This window comes from Streptomyces sp. NPDC055955 (assembly GCF_042270245.1).
Lineage (GTDB): Bacteria > Actinomycetota > Actinomycetes > Streptomycetales > Streptomycetaceae > Streptomyces.
In genome coordinates, this window is record NZ_JBHJYS010000032.1 from 1 (window position 1) to 23,934 (window position 23,934).

Sequence of the window (23,934 nt, forward strand, 5' to 3'; positions counted from 1 at the left end):
GGCGGACTCAGTTGAGTCCGCCGCCCCCTGCCGCTCACCCCTGATGTCATTCGAGATGAAAGACCTCTTCGGCGGTTGCCCACCGCTCGCCGTCGCCGACGCTGTCCAGTGGCTGCTGGCAGGGGTCGGTACGGGCCCACCAGTCCCGGGTGACCGGGCACTCGGCGATGAGCGCGGTGTCGGCCGCGTAGTCATCGCCGGTGTATTCGAGGTAGCTGAAGAGCAGGCCGTCACGCAGGAAGATCGAGTAGTTGCCGATGTGGGCGCGCTTGAGGGTCGCGAGGACCTCGGGCCAGGCCGCCGCGTGCAAGGCACGATATTCCGCCTCGAGTTCCGCGCGCAGACGTATGACCGCGGCGTAGCGTCGCACGGGTCACCAGCCCGGCTGGTCGAAGCCGATGCCGGGGGCCGTCGGCGCCCGCACCAGCCCGTCGGCGCCGACCGCAGGCTCGCGCTGTACAGGGTTGGTGTACACGAGGGACTCGTAGTACGTGGTGTTGGGGATCGCCATGCACAGATGGGCGTTGACCACTCCGCTGCCGTGCACCTCGGCCCGCAGGTTGAAGCTGTCGGCCAGGTGCGCGATGCGCAGGGCCCCGGTGATCCCACCCTTGAGCTGCGCGCTGGTGCGGACCCGGCTCGCCGCTCCCGCCATGATGAAGTCTCCAGCGTTGAAATGCGCGCCGTCGGAGGTCTCCGCGACCAGCAGGGGAATGTCGACCTGTTCGGCCAGCCACCGGTGAGCGGTCACGCTGAACTCACGCATCGGCTCCTCGTACCAGAGGTAGTCCGCCTCGGACAGTGCACGGCCGAGGTACACCGAGTCGGCGAGATCGAACCCGGCCGAGCCGTCGTACATGAGTGGAATCGCGTCACCGACGTGGGCCCGCAGCTTCTGGCACAGGTCCGCGTCGGCTCGCGCGTCTCCCCACGCGTGCAGCTTGATGGCGGAGTAGCCGAGCTCCAGGCACTGGTCGGCCACGTCGAGGTACTCCTCGACGCTGCCGAAGGTGACCGTGCTCGCGTAGGCGGGGATGGCCTCGCGGTAGGGACCGAGCAGCCGGTGGACCGGCTGCCCGGCCGCGAGGCCTGCCAGGTCCCACAGCGCTACGTCGACCAGGCCGAGGGCGTAGAGGGGGAGTTCCTCTATACGGTCCAGCTCCCACAGGCGGTGCCACAGCAGCTCGCGCATCAGCGGGTCGCGGCCGAGCAGGTCCTCACGTATACGGCGGTTCACCAAGTCGGCGACGATCAGCCCACGTCTCGTGTGCGCCTCGCCCACCAGACCTTCGTCCGTGTGGACCCGCAGAATTCCGCCCACGACCGCCGGCTCCGAACCGGGCAGCCCTGCTCGCCACCGGAAGGGCGGCTGAGCGGGCAGATCGACCAGTTCCACAGTCACGTCGGTGATTCGCATGAATGTCCTTCATGGGTGATGGTGTGCGGTTCAGGCGTTGGGGCGGCCGGGGGTGATGCGGTGCCGGATCTCTCGTTGGAACTGGTGGGTGGTCCGGTCGATGTGATGGGCCATGAGGGTGTGTGCGTACGTGGGTTCACCAGCGGCGATGGCGTGGGTGATGGCCTCGTGCTGGGCGGCGGCGTCGTGCAGGGAACCACCCGTGAGGCCTGCCAGTCCTATGGCGGTGACCTGGTGCTGCAGGCGGCGCAGGGTGTCGATGACGGCGGTGAGGAAGGAGTTGTTGGTGGCGGCGGCGATGGCGGTGTGGAAGGCGTCGTCGGCGCGGCTGAAGGCGTCGATGTCACCTTGCTGGGCGGCCCGGGCGGACTGATGGGCGGCTTCGCGGACAGCCCTGACCTGAGTGGGGGTGGCGCGCTGGGCAGCCAGGCGGGCGGTGGTGGTTTCCAAGTGCCGCCGGAATTCGAAGAGTTCGTCGACCTGGTGCAGGTCGGCGGGCAGGAAGTGGGTCACGGAGTGCTGCCAGGAGGACTGGTCGGGCTGGGCGACGTAGATGCCGCGGCCCTTGTGCACGGACAGCCGGCCAAGGGCGGAGAGGATCTTCACCGCCTCGCGGACCACGGTCCGGCTCATCCCCACATGGTCGGCCAGGTCCTGCTCTGTGGGCAGCCGGGCACCTGGCTGTAGGTCGGCGAGTACGAGGTGTTCCAGGATGCGTTCGGCCGCGACCTCGTAGCCGGGACGGTAACCAGGCCCTTCCCCCGGGGGCTCCAGCGCGGGTGCGGTGCTGCGGGCTGCGCGGGTCAACGGCGCTCCCCTTTCACGTCGATCCACTTCCATGTCGATCCATGTCACGGCGGTCCGGACGGCACAGCGATCCGTGTCGGGCATGGGATCGCCGAGCGACTGAAAGGCGCCCTACCTGTCACATGTTTCGGATACATCTGTCAATCTGTGGTCAGTGAATCACATTCAAAGTCTTGACGCCAGGATCCGGTCAGCCCAAACCCGCCCCTCATGCCGGCCGCCCAACCCCACCTCTCAACGGGGTGAAACTCCACTCTCGCTTGGCCGCAGCACCCCGAGAACGTGGCCACCGTGGCGGTCGACGCTACCCCAAACCCCTCAGAATCAAGCACAAATCCACCATGCAGCAGGATATGTTCCTGATCTATCGTCCCGGTCATCAAGGGCCCCGCTGAGCTCGAAACCTTCTGAAAGGGCAAGCACCTTGGACGACATCAAGCTCGGCGTTATCGGGCTGGGTAATCGCAGCGACCTGGCCTACCAGCCCGGATCGAGCCCCTGGTGGCAACCGCCTGCGACCGGACACCACCGATGCCAACGTGCAGGCCCCTCGCCGAGGGGCCTGCACATGGGGAGGCGCGCCACCCGACGTATGACCAGCCGGGGTTCAGACCCTCTCGGTCGCGAGGGGCAGTTTCTGGCATGCCGGCTCGCGCGTCGCGGCGGAGACCGCGAGCGTGACCACGACGTTCAGGAAGAGCGCGATGATGCCGACGTTGAGGTCCTTGACCGGCTCTGGGAGGTACGGCAACAGGCTGCCCACGGTGACGCCGGTGAGAGTGACGACGGCAACGGTGCTCACACCGACGATGATTCCGACGGCCGCACCCTGCTTGGTGACCACCGGCCGCCGCGAAAGGCTGCCCAGCACCGCCGGGAACAGCTGGGTCACCAGCGCGTACCCCATCAGCAGGAGAGAGACCAGCGAGCTGCCTCCGTTGAAGGTGAAGTACAGGGAGACCAAGGCAAGTGCCGGGACGAGCAGCTTCGCGGTCCGACCGATCTGCGCCTCGGAGGTGGCCGGGCGGGCAACGCGGTAGACGTTCTTCGCCAGGCAGGTCGCGGAGGTCATCAGCAGCAGGGAACCGGGAACGAGCGCGGTGAGCAGGCCGGCTCCGCCGACGATGCCGACGGCCCACGGCGGGAAGGTCGCTGTGGTGATGCGCAGTAGCGAAAGGTCGGCGTCCGCGCCCTTCAGGCCAGGTACGACGAGGATCGCCGCGAAGCCCGCGAAGAAGACGAAGAGCAGCACCAGTTGGTAGAGCGGCATGAAGATTGCGTTGCGCCGGAAGACCTTCTCGTTGTGCGCTGTGTAGCTGGCGCTGAAGGTGTGCGGCCACATGTAGAAGCCGATCGCCGACAGCAGCACTGTGGAGGCGAACCATGAAGTGCTCATCCCGCTGGACGGCAGGGTGAGGAATTCCGGCTTGGCGTGGTCGACGGCATGGAACATGTTCCCGATGCCGTGGAAGTAGTGCAGGGGAAGGTAGAGGCCGAGGAAGAGGACGACCGCCAGGATCGTGATGTCCTTGAGCAGCGCGGTCCAGGCCGAGCCGTGGATGCCGGAGATCGTCACATATACGGTCAGGGCGACCGTGCCGATGACGATGGCCCAGTGCGCGGAGACATGGCCGTACGAGGCCACGGAGACGATGATGCCCAAGCCCTTCAGCTGGAGGACCAGGTAGGGAATCATCGCGATCACGCCGACGACGGCGACGAGGCTTCCCAGCAGCGGGCTGCTGAACTTGGCCACGAAGAAGTCGGACTGCGAGATCAGCCGGTGTTCCTTGGCGTAGCGCCAGATCGGCGGCAGCAGCCAGTACGACAGGACGTAGGCAAGCGAGGCGTAGCAGAGGATGTAGTAGGCAGGCGCGCCCTTGCCGTACGCCCAGCCCGATGCCCCGAGGAACGTGAACGTCGTGTAGATCTCGCCGGCCAGCAGCAGGAAGACGAAGGTCGTTCCGAAGCCGCGGCCGCCCACCGACCACTGTTCCAGGTCCATGTCCTTGCCGCGCCGGGCGCGAAGGCCCAGCGCGATGGCTGCGGCGAGGAAGACGAAGATGACGGCGAGCGCGGTCATGACGTGGGCTCCTCACGGTTGGCCGGGTCGAGCCGGTAGATCACGGCCATCGTCGCCGCGATCAGGACGACCCACATGACCAGCCAGAAGAGGATGAACGGCATCCCCAGGACGTAGGGCGTCACCCTGTTGGCGAAGAAGATGCCGCCCAGAATCCCGATGAACGGGATGGTGCCGAGCAGGTACACGGGTCTCATGGGACGAACCTCCTCATGCAGTCGCGGACGGCCGCGAGAGCATGCGGCACGGCCGGAACTGCGGGTGTGGTCGATGGCTGAGCCGTACGCCGGCACCCGCGGGTGGAGCGGGGGAACGCCGCCGATGCATGAGTGCATCCCGACGCCTGGGCCGGCATTCAAAGCCCCAGCGGAAGACGAAGTGTGCGAGCCGCGCAACATCCGTAATGTGGAAGTTTCTTTCCGCTATGGTGAAGTCAACGCGCCGCTCAGTGGAATGTCAATGAATCCTGAGCAAGTCAACCGATATTGACATTTTGTTGAATTCTTTCGGGCGTAAAGCCCAGAAGAAGCCATACAACGTAAGCGATACAAGAACGGCAAGATATATATAGGGAAGTTTTTGCCGCGATCCTGCCGTCCCTCTTCGGTCTCCGAAGGGCAGTGTCGGGGTTGCGGCAGGTGAGGAAGCCTAATGCGCAAGCGCCGCCGCCAGGCAGCAGACCCAGCGCCGCGGCGAGCTCTCCCGCCCCTGGGCCTGCACAGCTTCGCCGGCCAATCGATGTGGGTGCAGCTGGGGCTGGTGGTGGTACTCGTCACCGTCGCGGTGGTGACGCTGGTGTTCCAGTCGCGCAGCGCGGCCACTCAGGAGGCGGAGCACCGTACACGGGCGGTCGCCGAAGCCGTGGCGCAAGCGCCCGGCATGATGCAGGCACTGGACGGGCCCGATCCCACCGCGGTCCTCCAGCCCAGGGCGGAACAGATCCAGCGCCGGGCGGACGTCGACGCGGTGGTGGTCTTCAGTCCCCAGGGAATCCGGTACACCCACCCCGACCCGAAGCTGATCGGCAAACACGTGGTCGGCCCGTACAAACAGGCCTTGACCCAGGGAACCTTCACCCGCACCTTCAGGGCGAGCACGGGCACCACGGTGATCTCGATCGCGCCGGTCACCCGGGACAACGGTACGGTCGCCGGGCTGGTGTCGGTGGGGATCACGGTCAAACGAGTCCAGAACACCGCATGGGCCCTGCTACCCCTGGTGCTGGGTGGAGCGGCCGGTGCCCTCATCCTCTCGGCGGGCGGAACCGTGCTGCTCGCCCGGCGGCTGCGGCGGCAGACGCACGGCCTGGGCCCGGCCGGGATGACACGGATGTACGAGCATCACGACGCGGTGCTGCACTCGGTCCGCGAGGGCGTACTGATCATGGACGCCGACCATCGCCTGCTGCTGGCGAACGACGAAGCGCGACGCCTGCTGGATCTGGGTCCCGACGCCGAGGGCAAGCAGGCCACGGACCTGAGGTTGGACCCGCCGACCGTCGAGCTGCTGACGTCCGGCCGCGCAGTCTCGGACGCCGTGTGCCCAGCCGGCGACCGGCTGCTGGCGATCAACATACGGCCCACCGACGTGCCCGACGGCCCGGCGGGCAGCGTGGCAACCCTGCGCGACACCACGGAGCTGCGCGCGCTCGCAGGCCGGGCGGAGGCCGCCGGAGAACGGCTGCGCCTGCTCCACGACGCCGGCGCCCGGGTGGGTACGACCTTGGACGTGCGCCGGACCGCCCAGGAGATGACCGACGTCGCCGTTCCCGGATTCGCCGACCTCGTCACGCTCGAACTGGCGGACCCGGTACTGCGGGGCGACGAGCCGACAGCCTTGGACGGGCCGCTGCGCCGCGTGGCAGTCAGCGTTGCGCCGCCGCATGGCGGCAGGAGGACAAGCACTGGGGCATCGGCCGACGAGCACGCTGCGACCGAGCGGCACACCAGCGGCGGACACGGGGACGTCGCGTCTGCATCCGCCTTCTCTCTCACCGGCGACAGTCCACGGCAAAAAGCCGACTCCTGCCCCACCTCCTTCGCCACGGACGAGCTGGTCACCTATGCCCCTCCCACTCCCCAGGCGCAAGCGCTCAAGACCCGTGAAGCCGTGCTCGCACCGGTTCTCACCGACACCCGTGCATGCTCGGAGCACTCAGGTCAGCAGGCCGGACACATCCATGAGCCAGGGCTACGATCCCTCATCACCGTTCCGGTCCGAGCCCGCGGCGTCGTGCTGGGGGTGGCCAACTTCTGGCGCTCCCAGGAGTCCGATCCGTTCGACGAGGATGACCTCTCTCTGGCCGGGGAGCTGATAGGCCGGACGGGCGTCTGCATCGACAACGCCCGCCGCTTCACCCACGCCCACGCCACTGCCGTGACGCTGCAGCGCAGCCTGCTGCCCGAGGCACTGCCGGACCAGGACGCGGTGGACGCGGCCTATCGGTATCTGCCCGCGCAGGCCGAAGAGGCCGAGGTAGGGGGCGACTGGTTCGACGTCATTCCGCTGCCCGGCGCACGGGTCGCGCTGGTCGTCGGGGACGTCGTCGGACACGGCTTGCACGCGGCCGCCACCATGGGCCGACTGCGCACCGCCGTCCACAACTTCTCCACGCTGGACCTGCCGCCGGACGAGCTGCTGAGCTACCTCGACGAGCTGGTCACCACGATCGACGAGAGCACCGGCACCGCCCGGATCTCGGGCGCGACATGCCTCTACGCCGTCTACGACCCGACCACCGGGTGCTGCACGATGGCGACGAAAGGCCACCCGGGCCCCGCGCTCGTACGGCCCGACGGCACGGTGTCCTTCCCGAGCATCCCCGTATCGCCGCCCCTCGGGCTGGGCGGCGAACCGTTCGAGACCGCCAGTCTGGAGCTGCTCGAAGGCAGCCGACTGGTCCTGTTCACCGACGGCCTGTTCACCGACCGGCATCGGGACATCGACACCGGCCTGGACCAGCTGCGCACCGCGCTGGCCCGGCTGCCCGGCCGGACTCCGGACGAGACATGCCAGGGTGTTCTCGACGCCATGCTGCCGGCACAACCGAGCGACGACGTCGCCTTGCTCGTTGCCCGCACCCGCCGGCTGGACACCGAGCACATCGCCCAATGGGCGGTGAACCGCGACCCGGCCGAAGTAGCAAGGATCCGAACCGAGGTGACCGGCCGGCTCACCGTCTGGGGCCTGGCAGAGCTAAGCTTCGCCACCGAACTCATCCTCAGCGAGCTGGTCACCAATGCCATCCGCTACGGAACCGGGCCCATCACGGTCCGGCTGGTGCGTGCCCGCAGCCTGATCTGCGAGGTGGCGGACGGCAGCAGCACGGCCCCGCACCTGCGCCGGGCCGCGGCGACGGACGAAGGCGGCCGCGGGCTCTACCTCGTTTCCCAGTTCGCCGAACGGTGGGGCACGCGCTACACGAAACGGGGCAAGACCATCTGGACAGAACAGTCACTGACGTCTGGCGCCCCACCCTTGTCCGACGTCACGGACGAGGCTCTCCTGGATCAGTGGGACGACTCGGCTTGGTAGCCTGCGGCCGCTTTCAACTGAGCGACCGAGAATTCCAGTTGGCGAAGGTGAGGGTGCAACCATGAGGAAAATGACGGCACACGGCAGTTGAACCTGAGCCGCAAGCGCGGCAAGCGCCGCGTCCGGCCGCTCCCCGTGCCCGTGCCCGTGCCCGTGCCCGTGCCCGTGCCCGTGCCCGCCAGGATGATGTCACGGCTGACAATGCCTCGCCGATCGCCTCATGGCGCATCCACGAAGGGCGCTCGGTTCCGGACTGGTCGCGGAAGGCTCGCGGGGTCCTGGATGTCCGCGGGATGGGGCAGGCTGGGCGTCATGAGAAAAGGACTTGAGACGGTGGCGATCACTGGTGCTGCTGGGCGGATCGGTTCGGCAGTGCGGGCCGGTCTGCGTGATCACGTGTCGCGGCTGGTGCTCATCGATCGTGTCGGGCTCACCGCGCAGTCGCCGACAGAAGACGTGCACCGAATCGACCTACGTGACGCTGACGCGGTGACTGCGGCCCTCAAGGACGTGGATGCGGTGGTGCATCTGGGTGGGATCCCCGATGAAGCGCCACTGCCGGAACTGCTGGACGGAAACGTCCGCGGGACACACAACGTGTTGGAGGGCGTGCGCCGGCAGGGGGTCCGGCGAGTGGTGCTCGCCAGCAGCAACCGCGTGGGCGGCTTCTATCCGGTCTCGCAGACCGTGACGCCTGAGATGCCCGCACGCCCAGACGGCCTCTACGGGGTGAGCAAGGTTGCGGTGGAGGCGCTCGGGCGGCTGTATGCCGACAAGTTCGGCCTGTCGGTGGTGTGCCTGCGTATCGGGAGTTTCGAGGATGCACCGAGCGAGCAGCGGCATCTGTCCACGTGGTTGAGCCCTCGTGACGCTCTCGGTTTCATCCGCGGGGCTCTCACCGCTCCCGACGTGCGCTTCGCGACCGCGTATGCCGTCTCCGCCAACACCCGCCGCTTCTGGGACATCGAGGCCGCGGCGGATTTGGGGTACGTGCCTGTGGACGATGCCGAAGCCTTCGCTTCGCGTCTTCCGGCGGACGGCACCAGGGCTGCGGGCGAGCTGCAGGGCGGCGCCTATGCCGGCGCGGAATACACGCTCCGACACATCTGAGGGCGCGCCGGGTCGGTGTGGGCTGGTCATATCGGCCGCAGGATCCGATCGCAGTGCTGCGGGGCCCGAAGGTCTCCGCCGACTCGGCAAGCCCGACTCGTCTGCCTTCGGCACCGCTACCGACGGGCCCCGAGGACATGTGGCCCCGCGGACCACCACGCCCCGTACACACCACAGGCCGCCCTCTCCACCACGAGAGCACGGCCTCCGACCTGTGGCCTCTTTCCGCCGGCCGCAGGCGCACGAGTACGCGAAGCTCCTGGCAGTCACAGGAAATCTTGATCGAGAACCCGCGCCCGCCAGGAGCCTTTCGTACCACTCAACCTGCCCAGGCCTTGCCTCGCCGAGGTCGCCGCTGGGCCGGAAGGAACCTCACCGACCGACGGGCAGGCTATCGATCAGAAGGAGACGCTGACGCCGGCCTGGTGGTACTGGCCGAGGGCGCCCAGGGCCTCGTTCTTGGCTGCGTCGAGCTGAGCCAGGACACTCGCGTCGCTGAGCGTCGCAGGGCCGGCAGTGACGCTGGCGTGCGGGCTCAGGCCGCCGGAGACGTTGTCGAGTTCGGCGTCGGAGATCTCAGCGGTCTGAACCTGGGGAGCGGAGTTCATGAAAAGACTTCCCTTCGTACGGGTTTCCACAAGGGGAGCGGCCCCCGCTGGGGACAGACGGCGGGCCACTGCCGCGGGCGCGCAACCTCGGATCTCGGAGACCTTCACGCGGGCCCGGCGGCGCAAACGATCAAACCACGGAACGCTCCGCCACCCAATCAATCAGTTTTCCCGTCACAGCAGTTGAACGCCCTGGCTACTCATCCGTGCGCTCCCGCACACGAGATGGTGCCAGCTTGTCCACATGCTGCAACGCGTCGAGGGGTGAGGATTTCGCCACGGTGACCCCGAACGGGACACTTCACACCAACAAGGCATCATCCGGGAGCCTCTCGGGCGGAAACCACGGTCTCGTGACGCAGTTGCGCATTCAATGTGCAGATTCACCGGATCCGGGCTCTCGCCCCACTCAGGGGAACTGTTCGTCGTCGATCGAGGGCGGAACGTGCCGAGGGAAACTCCCCGCATCCGCCCCGAGCCCCAGCAGGGCACCGTTTTGCCGGGTCGGCCGACCCGGGCGCCGGACTCACTCCGCCTGCAGGACGAAGTCGAACTCGGCTTCCAGGAAGGGGGTTTGGCAGGTGTCGCCGTCCGGGGACGGGCCTGTCGGCCGAGGGGTGAAGGGGACGATCAGGGCGTCCTTGGTGCCGAAGACCACGTCGGTGTCGAGATACGCGGCGCCCGCCTGGAAGAGGTGGGTGATCAGCCTGCGGTGGCCCGGCTCGTCGAGGAGGACGTGGAAGTGGGCGGGTCGGTAGTGACTGATGTCGGTGTGCCGTATCAGGTCGCCGACAGGGCCGTCCATCGGGATGGAGTATCCGCGCGGCGCGATCGTGCGGATACAGAAGGAACCGTCGTCGCGGGCACGGTACTTGGCGCGCAGCCGGGCCTCGTCGGCCTCGGGCAGCTGGGCCTCGTAGGCACCGTCCGCGTCCGCCTGCCAGACGTCGAGGACGGCACCGGGCAAGGGTGTGCCGTCGGTGGAGGTGACGCGCCCGGTGACGTAGAGGGGGGTGCCGGGCAGGCCGTCCGACATGTCGTGCCCCCAGGGGACCTCCGGCGAGCCGTCGATGTGGAAGGGGCCGAGCACGGTGGCCGGGGTGGCCGCGGGGGTGAAGCGGTGGTTGAGGCCGACGACCAGCATGCTGAGGCCGAGGACGTCGGAGGCAAAGATGAACTCCTGGCGCTTTTCGTCGCTGATCCTGCCGGTGGCCGTCAGCCACTCGATCGCTTGCATCCACTCTTCTTCGGTCAGTTCGACCTCGCGGGCGAAGGCGTGCAGATGCTGCACGAGAGAGGTCATCAACTCGGCGAGGCGCGGCGAGTGCGCGGTGGACCAGCGGTCCACGGCGCGTGCGGTGACGTCGGCCAACTCGTCGGGGCTGGCAGGGGCGGTGGGCTGGGTGAGCCTGAGTGCCTCGGCGCCCGGGGCGTGGTCCATCGGGTTCTCCTCGGAGTGCGGGATGCTCAAGGCGGCCCTCCCGGCTGAACGCCACGCTGGTGATGCCCAGGGAGCTGGTGATCAGCGGGCGGCCGTCCGCCGGGTGGCAGGACACGGCGAAAGAAGATGGATCAGTCGGTCGTCAACTTCGGTGTATTCCGCACGAGTTGCATCGAGCTGCCGAACTCGGTGCGGTCATCGCCGCAGCGGGTGCCCGGCCTCTGCCGTCAGTCACGGACGGGTCGCGTCCGTCCTCTGATCGGCAGCGCCCGCACCTTCGCCATCGCCCCCGGGGCCGGGGAGAGTCTGGACTCCCACCGGGCCCACGGAAGGCTCGTCCTGACGGTGCCCTGGTACCGAGTGGCTGTCAGCGCTTGATCTCCTTGATCTTCAGCATCCGTGTGATGACCTTGTCGAGCTCCGCGTCGTCGAAGACCTTCTTCCAGTCGTCGCGGACGATCGACTCGCGGCCGTAGTCCATCGCGATGAGGCAGGCATCGGAGAACGGGTTGGAGCCCTTCAGCGTGTTGGCGAGTGCGACCTGCGTGTGGCCGAGCAGCATCGCTCGGGCGGCCTTCTCGGGGACGCCGACGGTGTGGACCGTCTCGTGCAGCGCCTCGGTGAGCAGCGCGCCGACCATGCAGGCGATGGTCTCGACGAGCGTCGGCTCCAGGACGGCGAGCTGCTTGACGGTCACCCAGTGGACGTCGACGACCGGGGCGTACATGACGCGGATGACGGCGTCGGCCAGGGCCTGCTTCTCGGCGTCGCCGCCCTCGTACGCGGCGACGACCTCCTGCGGCGCGGCGATCCCGCCGAAGGTGTCCGCCCATTCCTCCTTGGTGGTGCGCTCCAGGAAGACGGACGGGTGGCAGGGGTGAGCGCAGGCGTAGTGCACGTCGTCGCGGGCGAAGAGCAGGCCCGCGTAGGCGGCGGCCGGGTCGAGGGTGAGCACGACGGCGCCGGGCTTCATCAGGGGCACCAGCTGTTCGGAGACGGTGCCGAGGACGATGTCCGGCACGGCCAGGATGACGACGTCGGCTTCCTTGGCGGCGATGTCGGAGTCGGTGAGGTCGCGGCCGAGCGAGCGGATCAGCTCCTGCCCCTTCTCGGAGGCCTCGCTGAAGAGCACCCGGAAGTCGCTCTCGACCAGGTTGTCGGAGACTCGCCGGCCCATCTTGCCGGCGGCCCCGATGACGGCGACGGTCTTGTTGTCGGTGGCCATGGTCATTCGCTCCTCAAAGGGGTGGTGCTCGAAACGGTGTTGCTCAGCAGGGTGCTGATGCTGTGCTGCGTCCACTGGTGTTCCAGCCGGGCGGTGGTGTCGAAGCCCTCGTCCTGCCACGGGAGCCAGTGCTCCACGATCTGGTTGATGCCGCGTTCGTGCGGCCGGACTGCCGCGATCATGGCGTCGTAGTCCAGGAGGCCCGTGCCCAGTGGGCAGCCGGCGTAGGTGAAGCCGACCCAGCCGTCGCGGCGTGTGAAGGCGAAGTCCTTGACGTGGATGTTCACCACGTACGGCGCGGTCGCGTCGACGACGTCGACGGGGCGTTCCAGGCGGGCGACGCTGTTGCCGGGGTCGAGGACGACGCCGAGGCGGTCGCTGTCGACGCCCTTCACCACGGCGAGCAGGTCGTCGGTGGAGACCTGTTCATAGGTCTCCAGACCGAGGGCCACTCCCGCGTCCGTGTACCCCGGCAGCGCCTGACGCAGCAGTGCGACGGCCTCGTCGACGTCCGGGCGGTGGTCGACGGTGTTCATCATCGAGCGGACGAGGGTGACGTCCAACTGCCGTGCGATGTCCAGGTACGTGGCCAGATGGTCGGGGCGCACGCCCCGTGTGCCGAGTTCCAGGCACAGGCCCAGGTCCCGTGCGGCGTCCCGGATGTCGGCCAGGCGCGCGCTGTCGTACGACTCGATGCCCGGGTAGTCGCAGATCTGGAAGACCTCCCCGCCCTGCTCTTTGGTGTCGACGAGCATGTCGAGCAGGGAAAGCGGCTTGGGCGCGCGTTCCGAGATCCGCCAGAAGTAGGCGTACGTACTGATGCCGTACGCCATCACGCCACCGCCGCCGGGGAGGCCGGGGCCTCGATCTCGTCGAGGATCCGCCCGACGGCCGCCGGGTCGTGGGCGAAGCGGCCCAGGAAGAGGCCGCCGACCGAGCCGCCGAGGCGGCTGAGCAGTCCGGGGCCCGCGCTGCCGCCGTAGATGACGGTCGAACCGGATTGCTGGGGACGGGAGTTGAGCCACTCCCCCAGCGCCGAACACACCGTGGTGATGTGCTCGGCCGAGGCGGGTTCGGGCGCGCCGATCGCCCACTGGGGTTCGTACGCGAGGACGACCTTGCCGCTCATGCCGTACAGCAGCCGCGCGGCCTCGGCGAGGGTGCGGCGGGCGGCCTCCTCCGGCTCGACCGGATCCAGTTCGCCGACGCACAGGACCGGGGTGAGTCCGTTGCGCAGGGCGGCCGCGGTCTTCGCCGCGACGACGGTGTCGCCCTCGCCGTAGAGACGGCGGCGCTCGGCGTGGCCGACCTCGGCGTAGCGGCAGCCGATCTCCTTCAGGTACGGGCCGGAGACCTCGCCCGTAAAGGCGCCTGCGTCCTCCGTGGCGATGTCCTGCGCGCCGACGTCGACGCCGCTGCGCGCGAGGATGCCCGCCACGGGCACGATCGCCGGGAAGGCGGGGAGCACGAACAGGCGGGCCGCCCCGCTGGTGACGGCGGGGTGCCGATCGGCCAACTGGACGATTCTGCGGGACCAGTTGAGTGTCTCGTGGTGGCCGAAGTACATCTTCAGGCTCACCCCGAGCAGGACGGGGGCAGTCATCAGGCGGCCTCGGGCTCGTTCTCGTAGTCGCTCATCAGCCGGACCTTCGCCGCGGAGGGCGAGGAGTCGTCGAAGCGGTAGGTGAGCCACTCGGCGGCGAGGCGGCGTGCCAGTTCCAGGCCGACGACACGCTGCCCGAAGGTGAGCACCTGGGCGTTGTTGGAGAGGACGGCGCGTTCCACGGAGAAGGAGTCGTGGGCGGTGACGGCGCGGATCCCCTTGACCTTGTTGGCGGCGATCGCCACGCCGAGGCCGGTGCCGCAGACGAGCAGCGCCCGGTCGGCGTCGCCGCGTGCCACCGTCTCGGCGGCGGCGATGGCGATCTCCGGGTAGGCGGTGTGCCCGTCGGCGTCCACGCCCACGTCGGTGACGGAGGCGACCAGGCCGCTCGCCTGGAGGTCCTTCCTGAGGGCCTCCTTGTACTGGTATCCGGCGTCGTCGCAGCCGACGACGATCCGCAGCTTCTCACTCATGTGGCTGTTCCTTAGGGGGAGTTACCGGCAGGTGGCGAGCGCGCCGTGGACGGCGCGGACGATGAGGGCGAGGGAGTGGGCGCCCGCGTCGGGGGTGCCGAGGGACTTCTCGGCGTGCGGCCGGGCGCGGCCCACGCGCGGGACGAGCCGGGCGGTGTCGCGGGCGGCCCGCTCCGCGACGTCCGCGGCCGCGGCCCAGGCGGTGGCCAACTCCGCTCCCTCACCGACCCGTTGGACGAGTGCCTCGGCGAACGGGACGAGGACGTCGACCATGGTCTTGTCGCCGACCTCGGCGCCGCCGGTCCTGCGGACACTGTCGGACGCCTGCCGGACGCCGTGGGCGAGGGTCGTCGGGGTCGGCCGTTCGGTGTCGCCGAGCGTGTCGGCCACGGCGCGCAGGATGATGCCCCACAGGGCTCCGGAGGTACCGCCCGCCCGGTCCGCCCAGGCGTCACCGGCGGCGGTCAGCAGCGACTGGGCGCCCGCCCCCCAGTCCCGTGCGCGCAGGGCGGCTTCGTAGGCCGCGGAGGAGCCCCGCTGCATGCCGATGCCGTGGTCGCCGTCACCCGCGACGGCGTCGATGCGACCCAGCTCGTCGGCGTGCGCGTCGACGGTCTCCTTGATGCGGCCGAGGGCGTCGAGCGCCGTGGCGGCGGCCCTCCGCGAGTCGTCGCTCGCGGCGTACGGCTCCGGTCCGCTCCCGGTCTCGTACGACGCCTCGTCCTCCTCCGCGGCGACCGCCTCGGGCACGCTGCCCTTGCGGTAGGCGGGGGTGTCGGCGGGCGCCGTCCACAGCGCTTCGAGGGTGTCGTCGAGCCAGGTCAGGGTGAGGGAGATGCCGGCCATGTCGAAGCTGGTGACGAGTTCACCGACCTCGGGGTCGACGGTCCGCACGCCCGCGTCCGCGAGGAGCCGGGCCACGCGCCGGTACACGACGAAGAGTTCCTCGTACTTCACCGAGCCGAGCCCGTTGAGGATGACGGCGGCGCGCTGCCCGTCCGGTGCGGTGACGCCGTCGGGGAGTTCCTTCAGGAGCGTGGAGGCGAGGAGTTCGGCGGCCTCGTCGGCGGTGGGCACGGCGGCTTCACCGATGCCGGGTTCGCCGTGGATGCCGAGGCCGACGGCCATCCGGTCCTCGGGGACCGTGAACAGCGGGTGGTCGGCGCCGGGCAGCGTGCAGCCGGAGAAGGCGATGCCGAAGGAGCGCGTGCGGGCGTTGGCGCAGGCGGCGACGCGGGCCACCTCGTCGAGCGGCAGGCCCTGTTCGGCGGCGGCCGCCGCGGCCTTGAAGACGGGCAGGTCGCCGGCGATGCCGCGGCGCTTGTGGGCCTCGTCGGGTGCGGCGCTGGACAGGTCGTCGGTGACGGCGAAGGTGCGGGTGGCGATGCCTTCGGCGTTCAGTCGCTCGGCGGCCTGCCCGAAGTGCAGGACGTCGCCCGCGTAGTTGCCGTACAGGAGGAGGACGCCCCCACCGGACGCTGCGGCTCTGGCCACCGTGCGTATCTGCTGGGCGGACGGCGAGGCGAAGACGTTGCCGACGGCGGCGCCGTGCGCCAGACCCTGGCCGACCAGACCGGAGAAGGCCGGGTAGTGGCCGGAGCCGCCGCCGACGACGACGGCAACCTGACCCGGCGTCTTCGCGGTGGCCCGCACCACGCCTCCGGGAACCGGTCGCACCCAGCGGCGGTGGGCGGCGGCGAAGCCTTCGAGCGCTTCGTCGGCGAAGGCAGCGGGGTCGTTGTACAGGCGGGTCATCGCTGGTTCTCCGCGGGTGCTGAAGGGGCGGACGGGGACGAGGAGGTGCGGGCGGCGAGCCAGATCATCAGGGCGGCGGACAGCAGCATGAAGACGCCGACGAGATAGAGCGGCAGGTAGTAGCTGCCGGACCAGTCCTTGAGCCAGCCGGTGACGTAGCTGGACGCGAACCCGGCGACATTGCCCGCCGTGTTGATCAGGGCGATGCCGGCCGCGGCGGCCGCCCCGGTCAGGAAGCGCGACGGCACAGCCCAGAACACCGGGAGCGCCGCGAAGATGGAGCAGGCGGTGACCGTGATGACGGCGACAGTGGCCGAGGGCGAGCCCATGTAGAGGGCCAGCGGGATCGAGACACCGCCGACGACCGCGGGCCCCGCGACGTGCCAGGTGCGGGTGCCGTGCCGGGTGGCGTGCCGAGTCCAGAAGAACAGGACGACGGCGGCGGGCAGGTACGGGATCGCGGTGATCCAGGCCTTGTCCATCACGCTGAGCGTGGTGTCGTACTGCTCCTGGAAGCCGTTGATGATGGTCGGCAGGAAGAACGCGAGCGCGTACAGGCCGTAGACGAAGCCGAAGTAGACGACGGCGAGCAGCCACACACGGCCGTTGGTGAAGGCGGCCTTGAGATCGCCCCTGGCGTGCTCGGTCTCGTGGCCCGTCTTCTGGGCGTTCTCGGCGGCCAGCTCCCTGGTGAGCCAGTCCCGTTCGCCGGGGGTGAGCCACTTGGCGTCGGCGGGGCGGTCGATCAGGTAGAACCACGCGATGACGCCCAGGAGGATCGCCGGGATCGACACGAACAGGAACATCACGCGCCAGCCTTCGAGGCCGAACAGGCCGTGGTGGCCGATGAGCCAGCCCGCGAGCGGAGCGCCGAAGACCGTGGTCAGTGGCTGCGCGAGATAGAAGAGTCCCAGGATCTTGGTGCGGTGTCGGCTCGGTACCCACTGGCTCAGGAAGAGGATCGCGCCGGGGAAGAACCCGGCTTCCGCGACACCGAGGAGAAACCGCAGGCCGTAGAGCTCTCCGCTGGTGTTCACCCAGGTGAAGAGCAACGAGACGATGCCCCAGGTGACCATGATCCGGGCCAGCCAGCGGCGGGCGCCGAAGCGGTGCAGGGCCATGTTGCTGGGGACCTCGAGCACGATGTAGCCCAGGAAGAAGATCCCGGACGCGAAGCCGAACTGGGCGGCGGTCAGCGCCAGGTCCTGGCCCATGCCATTGGGTTCGGCGAACGACACCGCGGTGCGGTCCAGATAGTTCACGAAGAACATCAGGGCCACGAACGGGACGAGACGGATCGAGATCTTCCTGATCGCCGACGCTTCGACGGCTGGTCTCGTCTCCGTCACGGGCGGCGCGGTGCTGGCAGGCATGGCGACTCCTCGACTCGCCGGACAGCTCTGTCCGGACTTGGGTCACTCACGGCACGAGGGGCGGGTCAGCGGTGTCTGGCCACGCCGGGGCCGATCTGCGCTTCACGCTATGCCTCAACCTCAAATTGGTCACCAATTTACCAATGTGGCGAGCGTCGCACTTCTTCGTCATCGTTGAACCCTTGACAAAGCGGACGGCAAGGGATTCCGCACGCGACCGACGGACACCGGCGACGACCCGTCTGGTCTACTGGTGACCGTGACCAGTCAGCCCTCCCACGCCGCCGGCTCCCAGCCCGACCTCGCCCAACTCCTTCGCCCCGTGGTGCGGGAGTCCTCGGTCAGCGAGGTCGCCAAGCGTCTTCTCGATCACCTCTCCGCGGGCAACATCAAGCCGGGTACGCGGCTGCCCGCCGAGCGCCAGCTCGCCGAGGCCCTCGGAGTGGCGCGCTCCAGCGTCCGCGGCGCGCTGTCCGCACTCGACGTGCTCGGCATCATCGAGATCCGGCCGGGTTCGGGTTCGTACGTCCGCGAGGGCACCTCGGAGTTCCTGCCGCGGGCCATCAACTGGGGCCTGATGCTGGGGCAGCGCCGTACCCAGGACCTCGTCGAGGTGCGCACCTACATGGAGGGCGTCTCGGCCCGGCTCGCCGCGGAGCGGTCGACGGACGAGGACGTGGCACGCCTGGAGGAGCACCTGCGGCACATGCGGGAGGCGGGCAGCGACGTCAAGGCATTCATCGACGCCGACATCGCCTTCCACCTGGAGTGCGCGACGATCGCCCGGAACACGGTCCTCAGCGACATCCTGCACAGCATCCGTGCGTTGCTCCAGGTGTGGATGGAGCGCGTCAGCGACATCGAGGGCACGGTCAGCGGCACGCTGTGCGAGCACGACGCCGTCCTCAAGGCCATCCGCGACCGCGACCCGGAAGCCGCGGACCGCGCGATGGCCGAGCACATGCGGATGGCGAGCGCACGCCTGCGCGAGTCGATGAACCCGACGGACGGGGAAGGCTCGCCACTGAGCTCCTGAGCGAGCTGGTCGAGCGCCGCGGTCGAGAAGCAGTCCTGTCATCGACACCAGCCGCGCCCGCATCGGCACGGCCATCTATCTGCTGGGCGAACCAGGTGCCGCCCGTCCGCTCGGCGATGACGTCAAGGGCGTCGACCTGTTTGGGCACAGACGGTGGACGACGGAGATGACGGCACGCTCGGATCGCAGCCGGCGCATGGGCGTGGTGCGTCGGGGCCCCACACCGGCAACCGGCAACCGGCAACCGGCAACACTCAACGCAGCAGCCCTGGCAGACCGATTCCCCTCGTCGATGGGCCGATCCGGGGAAGGGGCGTCACTCCTTGCCGCGGACGACGGTGACAGGACAGTGAGCCTGTTGCAGCAGCGCCTGGCTCACCGATCCCAGGAGCAACCCGGTGAAGCCACCCCGCCCCCTTGCCCCGACGACCACGAGCTGGGCGGTCCTGCTCGCCTCGATCAACGCCTCGTGGGTCACGCCGAGGACCAGTTCGTGCTTGACCGGGACCTGCGGATACTTCTCCTGACGACCCGCGAGTGCCTGGGCCAGCAGACGTTCCTCGTTCTCGGCGACCGCGCCCGCCTGAGGCACGTCCGCCAACTGCGGCGGAGCCAGCGGCAGGGGCACGCTGTCCGGCGTCCACGCGTGCAGGGCGACGATTTCAGCACCCCTCAGCGCGGCCTCGGCGAAGGCGAACTCGACCGCTTCCTCACCTGCCCGCGCCCCGTCGACGCCCAGCACGATCGGCCCGGCGTCGTCCGGTTCCCCGCGCACCACCATCACCGGACAGTGGCCGTGGGCTGTCAGGTAGACCGCCGTCGATCCCAGCAACATCCCTACGAAGCCTCCCCTGCCCCGGGAACCGATGACCACCAGATCCGCATCCCGCGATTGAGCCTCCAGCACCGTCAGCGCCTCGCCGGCCACCACGTCATGGGTGATCTCCACTTGAGGTGCCACGCTGGCGGCACGATGCAGCGCCTGGGTCAGCGCGCTCTCCACCTCGTCCGGCAGCACTCCCTCGGGTGGCCCGAAGGGTGCTGCGGCCGTCGGCACGGGACCGGGCGAGATCACTGGCCAGAGGGCGTACACGACGCGAAGACCGGCACGCCGCCATCGCGCTTCTCGAGCCGCCGCCTCCACCGCTGCGAGGCTGGACGGCGAACCATCCACCCCCACGACGACCAGGTTGCCCACGGCGCCTCCCATGATTGACTCGGCCCCCTGTTCCCAGCCTGACCCCACCGCAGCGTCCCTGCCACAGGACTGGGCGGCATCGCATGGCGCCCACCGCCCGAACTGCTGCTTGCGCGACGTGATCCGCGTCGCCCGGAGCAACAGCCACGGGCCCGCGTATGGCGGATTGCAGTCGCGACGTCGCGAGACTGAGGTGAAGATGGCACGGGAGCGCGGCCGGCCTCGCACGGGCGGTGTCCCTCAGTCGCCGCGCCGGACAGGAAGGCCACGGCATGGCAGCAATGCCCGACAAGGGTCCGAGAGGAACAAAGAGCCCGGACAGCAGCGAACCGATCACCGGACCGACTCTGTTCGCCGGGGTGGCCCTGCTGGTGAGCGGGCCGCTGAGCATTCTGCTGGGCGCATCCGGCATCGCAGGCGACACCGTGTTCGCGTCGTCTCGGTACGCCTATCGGTTTGATCTGACCGCGTGGGGCTGGCTTCATCTTGTGATCGGCGTGGCCCTGGTCGTCGCCGGCCTAGGAGTTGTGGCCGGCAAGGCCTGGGGGCGCGGGGCCGGCATCAGCGTGGCAGCGATCAGCCTGATCACCCAATTCATGTTCATTCCGTACTACCCGGCTTGGTCCATCACCGTCATGGCAATCGATCTCTTGATCGTATGGTCGCTGACCAGGGCCGTGCCCACCGCCAGAGCCGGTCGGTGAACCCAGTCGAGGCATGCCGGGCCTCCGAGCCGGGCGGGCTCGGAGCGAGAGATGGTGTGGCAGTACTGCCCGGGGCATCCGACATGTGACCGATGGGGCACGTTGACGCAAAGTGGGTCGCCGCCCCGTCCACTGTCGTGATCGGTGCGCAGAGGAGCGTGAAGACCTCCGCGAATCCCGCCGGGCCCAGTCGGGTGTCGGCGTCGGGCATCGGCATCGGCATCGGCATCGGCATCGGCAAGAAGATCAAAGGGCGCAAGTCTCACGTGGCCACCCACACGCCTGGCCTCGCCATCGTCACGGCCGCCTCGGTGCACGACACCCAAGGCGGACCCCTTCCGGTTTCATCTTGACGCGACCGCCTCCCTACGCCCCGCGCCGCCAACCTCGCAGTCCTTCCCGCGCCGATCATCCGGGCCGGCCGGACCGCGGACGGCCGGCCCGGTCGGCCTCCAGCTCACCGGCCTCCAGCTCATCGGCCGGCATCTCACCGACGCCCGCCTCCTCGACGCCTGCGCGGCCTATGAGGAGGCGGCCCCCTGACCCCACATCCGACCGCCGCTCGAGGCGGGCCCTGTCGGTGGTTGAGGGGCCGTTCGCGAGCGACCCGGCCGCTCGGCGACGCGGTGTGAAGTCACGCCTTCCGCATCAGGACGGGCCTATGCGGGCGACCGCGACGAGATGTGCGGACAGGCGGCGCTCGGCCGTTGCGGGGCACCGGGCCAGGCGGATCTCGGCGGCTGCGAGTCGGGACATGCCCTTCGAATTGGGGCGGCCGACGGGCCATTGACGTCGCGCGTCGCATCCTGATCTGCTGCCTTGACCGACGTAGAGGTCGACGCAGCCGAACGCAGATGCCGAGCAGGGGAGCTGAGGAGATGACGTCCTCGCACGCACCGGGCCCGCCGACCGCCGTGGTCGTGCAGAACACCAGGAGCGGCGGTCCCGGCCGGGTCGGGGCGTGGCTGCGCGAGGCGGGACTCGGCCTCGAAGTGCTGCGGCCTTACGAGGGTGAGGCCCTGCCCGCGGCGCTCGACGGCAGACCGCTCCTCGTGCTCGGCGGCGGCTTCCTGCCGGACGACGACGAGCGCGCGCCCTGGCTCCCGGCCACGCGCCGGCTCGTCGCGCAGGCGCTGGACGACGGCTCACCCGTGCTCGGCATCTGCCTGGGTGGCCAGTTGCTCGCACAGGTCGCGGGCGGCAGCGTACGAGCGAATCATGGCCGGCCCGAGTTCGGCAGCACACAGATCCGGCTGCGCCCCGAAGCCGCCGACGATCCGCTCCTGTACGGGCTCGGCGCGACAGTTCCCGCGATGGAGAGGCACGTCGACGCGATCACCGAACTCCCTCCGGGCGCCGCCTGGTTGGCGTCCAGCGCGGCCTGCCCCCACCAGGCGTTCCGAGTCGGGGCGCGGGCCTGGGGTGTGCAGTTTCACCCGGAGGCGGAGGCCGAGCGGATCGCCGGGTGGGATCGGGAGAAGCTGGCCCGGGGCTTCGACAGGGAGCGGCTGCACGCCGAAGCCGTGGCCCACGAAGACGCTGCGATCGCGGCGTGGTCGGTGTTCACGCGGAGGTTCGCTCAGGTGTGCGCGAAGCTGCCGTGACCGACCGTGGGGCGGGCGCGGTTGCGGCGGCGCCGCGCCTCCGTCCCACCGACGCGATGACGCTGGTGAGCACGCCCGCGAGCAGCCCCCAGAACGCGGATCCGATGCCGAGCAGCGTCACTCCGGAGGCCGTGGCGAGGAAGGTGACGACGGCCGCCTCCCTGGATCCGGGGTCCGACAGGGCACTGGCCAGGGCCGCCTCGATCGTGGCGAGCATGCCGACCCCGGCGACGGCCAGGACCAGCGCGTGCGGCATCGCGGTGAGCAGCGAGGCGACGGTCGCGCCCAGCAGGCCGACGCACAGGTAGAAGAAGCCGGCCCACACGGCGGCGAGGTAGCGCCGCTGACGGTCGGGGTGGGCTTCGTCGCCGGTGCAGATCGCGGCGGTCATCGCGGCCAGGTTGATGCCGAACGCCCCGAACGGCGCGAGCACCGCCTGCACCGCCCCCGTCCACGTCAGGACCGGCGAGATGGGCACCTCGTAGCCGGACCCCCGCAGCACGGCGACCCCGGGCAGATTCTGCGAGGCCATGGTGACGACGAACAGGGGCACGCCGACGCTGATCAGCACCTTCCAGTCGAACTCGGGAGCCGTGAACACCGGCTGCGCGAGCGACAGTCGGACCCGTTCCAGATGCCAACCCCCGGTGAGGACGGAGGCGATGATTCCGCCACCGAGCGCGATGAACACCGCGTAGCGCGGCAGCAGCCGACGCGCGAGGAGGTACAGCACGAACACCGGGAACGCGACGGCGAAACTGCCGCCCATCTGGGAGAACAGCCCTGTCCCGAACTCGAGCAGCACACCGCCGAGCAGCGCCGATGCCAGCGGCACCGGGATGCGGTCCATGATCCGCGCGAACCACCCCGTCAGACCGCTCAACATGATCAGCACAGCGCTGAACACGAACGCGCCCACCGCCTTTGCCATGCCCACCCCGCTCAGGCTCGTGGCAAGCAGCGCGGCTCCCGGCGTCGACCAGGAGGTGACGACCGGGGCTTTGTAGCGCAGCGAGAGGCCCGCGCAGGTCACGGCTATTCCGACGCCGAGTGCCAGCATCCATGAAGAGATCTCCCGCGCGTCAGCGCCGGCGGCCCGCGCCGCGGTGAACACGATGGCAGCGGCACTGGTCACGCCGACGGTGACCGCGATGAGCCCCGCCGCCACGGCCGAGGGCGGTGCGGTGGCGCGTATACGGGCGAGCGGGGACATGCGGGCATCACTTCCGAAGGGGGCTGGGTGCGGGAGAGCGGGTTCCGAGTGTTCCGTAAACGGAACGTTCTGTTTGTGGAACACTAAGGACGTGGGTGGCGGCACGTCAAAGCGTCGGCGAGCGCAGAACGGACAGAACCGGGCAGATGGGACTGAATGACGAGGTGGGCCGCAGGCTGAAGCGGCTGCGGCAGGACAACGGCCTGTCCCTGTCGGAGCTCGCGCGCCGCTCAGGCGTCGGCAAGGGCACGCTCTCCGAACTCGAGACGGGTCGGCGCAACCCCACCCTGGAAACGCTCTACGCCCTGACCACCGCGCTCGGCCGCCCGGTCAGCGCCGTCCTCGACGACCCACCGCCCGGCGTCGCGGCGGGCACGGGCGGAGTCTCGGGCAGCGCCGTCACCGCGGTGCTCCTGGAGCGGCACGAGGACGAGGACGCCGCCACCGACGTCTTCCGCGTCACCATCGCCGACGGCGCCACTCAGGAATCGGCCGCACACGTCCCGCACACCACGGAAAGCCTGATGGTGCTCTCCGGAACGGCGGTCGTCGGCCCGCCGGACGCCCCACAGACGGCCGGACCCGGCGGCCACGCCCACTGGCCGGCCGACGCCCCGCACTTCTACAGCGCACCGGACGGTGAGGTCCAGGGCGTCCTCTTCGTCCGGTACCCGAAGAACCCGCCTTCGAAGGGCCCTTCCTCGGAAGAGGCTTGAGAATCCTGACCAAGGCGTCGGTCGTGGCGGTGGA

22 protein-coding genes are annotated in these 23,934 nt (G+C 69.4%); 7 read left to right on the forward strand and 15 right to left on the reverse strand.

Going from position 1 to position 23,934, the window contains the following annotated elements; all coding sequences use genetic code 11:
* Nucleotides 1-46: 46 nt before the first annotated feature.
* The 5 genes from ACFC96_RS41345 to ACFC96_RS41365 form a co-directional block, all read right to left on the reverse strand.
* Entirely contained in the window at nucleotides 47-370 is a 324-nt protein-coding gene (locus ACFC96_RS41345) for an L-rhamnose mutarotase (RefSeq protein WP_376617585.1), read from the reverse strand.
* 3 nt (nucleotides 371-373) lie between these two features.
* Nucleotides 374-1,417 (reverse strand): enolase C-terminal domain-like protein, encoded by a 1,044-nt coding sequence (locus tag ACFC96_RS41350; protein ID WP_376617586.1) that lies wholly within the window; start codon nucleotides 1,415-1,417, stop codon nucleotides 374-376.
* 30 nt (nucleotides 1,418-1,447) lie between these two features.
* Complete coding sequence (locus tag ACFC96_RS41355; RefSeq protein ID WP_376617588.1) at nucleotides 1,448-2,224, reverse strand: FadR/GntR family transcriptional regulator; 777 nt, start codon at nucleotides 2,222-2,224, stop codon at nucleotides 1,448-1,450.
* A gap of 607 nt (nucleotides 2,225-2,831) precedes the next feature.
* Nucleotides 2,832-4,307: a sodium:solute symporter gene (locus ACFC96_RS41360; protein WP_376259729.1), complete on the reverse strand. Its 1,476-nt coding sequence runs from the start codon at nucleotides 4,305-4,307 to the stop codon at nucleotides 2,832-2,834.
* On the reverse strand, nucleotides 4,304-4,504 hold the full coding sequence (locus ACFC96_RS41365; protein ID WP_376259727.1) for a DUF3311 domain-containing protein: 201 nt from the start codon (nucleotides 4,502-4,504) through the stop codon (nucleotides 4,304-4,306). Before ACFC96_RS41365 ends, ACFC96_RS41360 begins: the two co-directional genes overlap by 4 nt.
* A gap of 541 nt (nucleotides 4,505-5,045) precedes the next feature.
* Between ACFC96_RS41365 and ACFC96_RS41370 the strand changes: the two genes are divergently transcribed.
* Together ACFC96_RS41370 and ACFC96_RS41375 are read left to right on the forward strand one after the other, a co-directional pair.
* A complete protein-coding gene (locus ACFC96_RS41370; protein ID WP_376617590.1) occupies nucleotides 5,046-7,841 on the forward strand; it encodes a SpoIIE family protein phosphatase in 2,796 nt (931 codons plus the stop codon).
* Between the two features lie 333 nt (nucleotides 7,842-8,174).
* The gene (locus ACFC96_RS41375) at nucleotides 8,175-8,951 is read left to right on the forward strand and encodes an NAD-dependent epimerase/dehydratase family protein (RefSeq protein WP_376617592.1); all 777 of its coding nucleotides are present in this window, start codon (nucleotides 8,175-8,177) and stop codon (nucleotides 8,949-8,951) included.
* A 398-nt stretch (nucleotides 8,952-9,349) separates the two neighbouring features.
* Here the strand turns inward: ACFC96_RS41375 and ACFC96_RS41380 are convergent, their stop codons facing one another.
* The 8 genes from ACFC96_RS41380 to ACFC96_RS41415 all read right to left on the reverse strand — a co-directional run bounded on the left by ACFC96_RS41380 (nucleotide 9,350) and on the right by ACFC96_RS41415 (nucleotide 17,429).
* Nucleotides 9,350-9,559, reverse strand: a complete 210-nt coding sequence (locus ACFC96_RS41380) for a hypothetical protein (protein ID WP_376617594.1) — start codon at nucleotides 9,557-9,559, stop codon at nucleotides 9,350-9,352.
* Nucleotides 9,560-10,085: 526 nt separating this feature from the next.
* Nucleotides 10,086-11,030: a dioxygenase gene (locus tag ACFC96_RS41385; RefSeq protein ID WP_376617596.1), complete on the reverse strand. Its 945-nt coding sequence runs from the start codon at nucleotides 11,028-11,030 to the stop codon at nucleotides 10,086-10,088.
* Nucleotides 11,031-11,367: 337 nt separating this feature from the next.
* Nucleotides 11,368-12,225: a phosphogluconate dehydrogenase C-terminal domain-containing protein gene (locus ACFC96_RS41390; protein WP_340459738.1), complete on the reverse strand. Its 858-nt coding sequence runs from the start codon at nucleotides 12,223-12,225 to the stop codon at nucleotides 11,368-11,370.
* Between the two features lie 2 nt (nucleotides 12,226-12,227).
* Nucleotides 12,228-13,058 carry a sugar phosphate isomerase/epimerase family protein gene (locus tag ACFC96_RS41395; RefSeq protein WP_376617598.1) on the reverse strand — a complete coding sequence of 277 codons (831 nt, stop codon included), beginning with the start codon at nucleotides 13,056-13,058 and terminating at the stop codon, nucleotides 12,228-12,230.
* Complete coding sequence (locus tag ACFC96_RS41400) at nucleotides 13,058-13,828, reverse strand: triose-phosphate isomerase family protein (RefSeq protein ID WP_340460267.1); 771 nt, start codon at nucleotides 13,826-13,828, stop codon at nucleotides 13,058-13,060. The genes ACFC96_RS41395 and ACFC96_RS41400 overlap by 1 nt, the downstream gene beginning before the upstream one ends.
* A complete protein-coding gene (locus ACFC96_RS41405; RefSeq protein WP_376617600.1) occupies nucleotides 13,828-14,301 on the reverse strand; it encodes a ribose-5-phosphate isomerase in 474 nt (157 codons plus the stop codon). Before ACFC96_RS41405 ends, ACFC96_RS41400 begins: the two co-directional genes overlap by 1 nt.
* A gap of 21 nt (nucleotides 14,302-14,322) precedes the next feature.
* On the reverse strand, nucleotides 14,323-16,056 hold the full coding sequence (locus ACFC96_RS41410) for a dihydroxyacetone kinase family protein (RefSeq protein ID WP_376617602.1): 1,734 nt from the start codon (nucleotides 16,054-16,056) through the stop codon (nucleotides 14,323-14,325).
* Nucleotides 16,053-17,429: an MFS transporter gene (locus tag ACFC96_RS41415; RefSeq protein WP_376226980.1), complete on the reverse strand. Its 1,377-nt coding sequence runs from the start codon at nucleotides 17,427-17,429 to the stop codon at nucleotides 16,053-16,055. The genes ACFC96_RS41410 and ACFC96_RS41415 overlap by 4 nt, the downstream gene beginning before the upstream one ends.
* Nucleotides 17,430-17,682: 253 nt before the next feature.
* Here ACFC96_RS41415 and ACFC96_RS41420 point away from each other — a divergent pair, with 253 nt between their 5' ends.
* Entirely contained in the window at nucleotides 17,683-18,465 is a 783-nt protein-coding gene (locus ACFC96_RS41420; RefSeq protein ID WP_340459067.1) for a FadR/GntR family transcriptional regulator, read from the forward strand.
* Nucleotides 18,466-18,781: 316 nt separating this feature from the next.
* Here the strand turns inward: ACFC96_RS41420 and ACFC96_RS41425 are convergent, their stop codons facing one another.
* On the reverse strand, nucleotides 18,782-19,663 hold the full coding sequence (locus ACFC96_RS41425; protein WP_376259710.1) for a universal stress protein: 882 nt from the start codon (nucleotides 19,661-19,663) through the stop codon (nucleotides 18,782-18,784).
* 272 nt (nucleotides 19,664-19,935) lie between these two features.
* Here ACFC96_RS41425 and ACFC96_RS41430 point away from each other — a divergent pair, with 272 nt between their 5' ends.
* From ACFC96_RS41430 to ACFC96_RS41440, 3 genes are all read left to right on the forward strand, one after another.
* Nucleotides 19,936-20,367, forward strand: a complete 432-nt coding sequence (locus ACFC96_RS41430) for a hypothetical protein (protein ID WP_340459068.1) — start codon at nucleotides 19,936-19,938, stop codon at nucleotides 20,365-20,367.
* Between the two features lie 158 nt (nucleotides 20,368-20,525).
* Nucleotides 20,526-20,720 (forward strand): hypothetical protein, encoded by a 195-nt coding sequence (locus ACFC96_RS41435; RefSeq protein ID WP_376617604.1) that lies wholly within the window; start codon nucleotides 20,526-20,528, stop codon nucleotides 20,718-20,720.
* Between the two features lie 525 nt (nucleotides 20,721-21,245).
* Entirely contained in the window at nucleotides 21,246-21,971 is a 726-nt protein-coding gene (locus tag ACFC96_RS41440; protein ID WP_376617606.1) for a type 1 glutamine amidotransferase, read from the forward strand.
* Here ACFC96_RS41440 and ACFC96_RS41445 read toward each other — a convergent pair.
* On the reverse strand, nucleotides 21,931-23,184 hold the full coding sequence (locus ACFC96_RS41445) for a benzoate/H(+) symporter BenE family transporter (RefSeq protein ID WP_376617608.1): 1,254 nt from the start codon (nucleotides 23,182-23,184) through the stop codon (nucleotides 21,931-21,933). The two genes, ACFC96_RS41440 and ACFC96_RS41445, sit on opposite strands and share 41 nt — an antisense overlap.
* Nucleotides 23,185-23,330: 146 nt before the next feature.
* Between ACFC96_RS41445 and ACFC96_RS41450 the strand changes: the two genes are divergently transcribed.
* Nucleotides 23,331-23,900, forward strand: a complete 570-nt coding sequence (locus ACFC96_RS41450; protein ID WP_340460618.1) for an XRE family transcriptional regulator — start codon at nucleotides 23,331-23,333, stop codon at nucleotides 23,898-23,900.
* Nucleotides 23,901-23,934 lie beyond the last annotated feature (34 nt).

Excerpts from the sequence above, each read along its gene's own strand:
- ACFC96_RS41350 (WP_376617586.1), bottom strand. The coding sequence starts at position 1,417 with ATGCGAATCACCGACGTGACTGTGGAACTGGTCGATCTGCCCGCTCAG.
- ACFC96_RS41445 (WP_376617608.1), bottom strand. The coding sequence starts at position 23,184 with ATGTCCCCGCTCGCCCGTATACGCGCCACCGCACCGCCCTCGGCCGTG.
- ACFC96_RS41405 (WP_376617600.1), bottom strand. The coding sequence starts at position 14,301 with ATGAGTGAGAAGCTGCGGATCGTCGTCGGCTGCGACGACGCCGGATAC.
- ACFC96_RS41365 (WP_376259727.1), bottom strand. The coding sequence starts at position 4,504 with ATGAGACCCGTGTACCTGCTCGGCACCATCCCGTTCATCGGGATTCTG.
- ACFC96_RS41390 (WP_340459738.1), bottom strand. The coding sequence starts at position 12,225 with ATGGCCACCGACAACAAGACCGTCGCCGTCATCGGGGCCGCCGGCAAG.
- ACFC96_RS41430 (WP_340459068.1), top strand. The coding sequence starts at position 19,936 with ATGGCAGCAATGCCCGACAAGGGTCCGAGAGGAACAAAGAGCCCGGAC.
- ACFC96_RS41450 (WP_340460618.1), top strand. The coding sequence starts at position 23,331 with ATGGGACTGAATGACGAGGTGGGCCGCAGGCTGAAGCGGCTGCGGCAG.
- ACFC96_RS41370 (WP_376617590.1), top strand. The coding sequence starts at position 5,046 with ATGTGGGTGCAGCTGGGGCTGGTGGTGGTACTCGTCACCGTCGCGGTG.
- ACFC96_RS41440 (WP_376617606.1), top strand. The coding sequence starts at position 21,246 with ATGACGTCCTCGCACGCACCGGGCCCGCCGACCGCCGTGGTCGTGCAG.
- ACFC96_RS41415 (WP_376226980.1), bottom strand. The coding sequence starts at position 17,429 with ATGCCTGCCAGCACCGCGCCGCCCGTGACGGAGACGAGACCAGCCGTC.
- ACFC96_RS41360 (WP_376259729.1), bottom strand. The coding sequence starts at position 4,307 with ATGACCGCGCTCGCCGTCATCTTCGTCTTCCTCGCCGCAGCCATCGCG.
- ACFC96_RS41380 (WP_376617594.1), bottom strand. The coding sequence starts at position 9,559 with ATGAACTCCGCTCCCCAGGTTCAGACCGCTGAGATCTCCGACGCCGAA.
- ACFC96_RS41410 (WP_376617602.1), bottom strand. The coding sequence starts at position 16,056 with ATGACCCGCCTGTACAACGACCCCGCTGCCTTCGCCGACGAAGCGCTC.
- ACFC96_RS41395 (WP_376617598.1), bottom strand. The coding sequence starts at position 13,058 with ATGGCGTACGGCATCAGTACGTACGCCTACTTCTGGCGGATCTCGGAA.
- ACFC96_RS41400 (WP_340460267.1), bottom strand. The coding sequence starts at position 13,828 with ATGACTGCCCCCGTCCTGCTCGGGGTGAGCCTGAAGATGTACTTCGGC.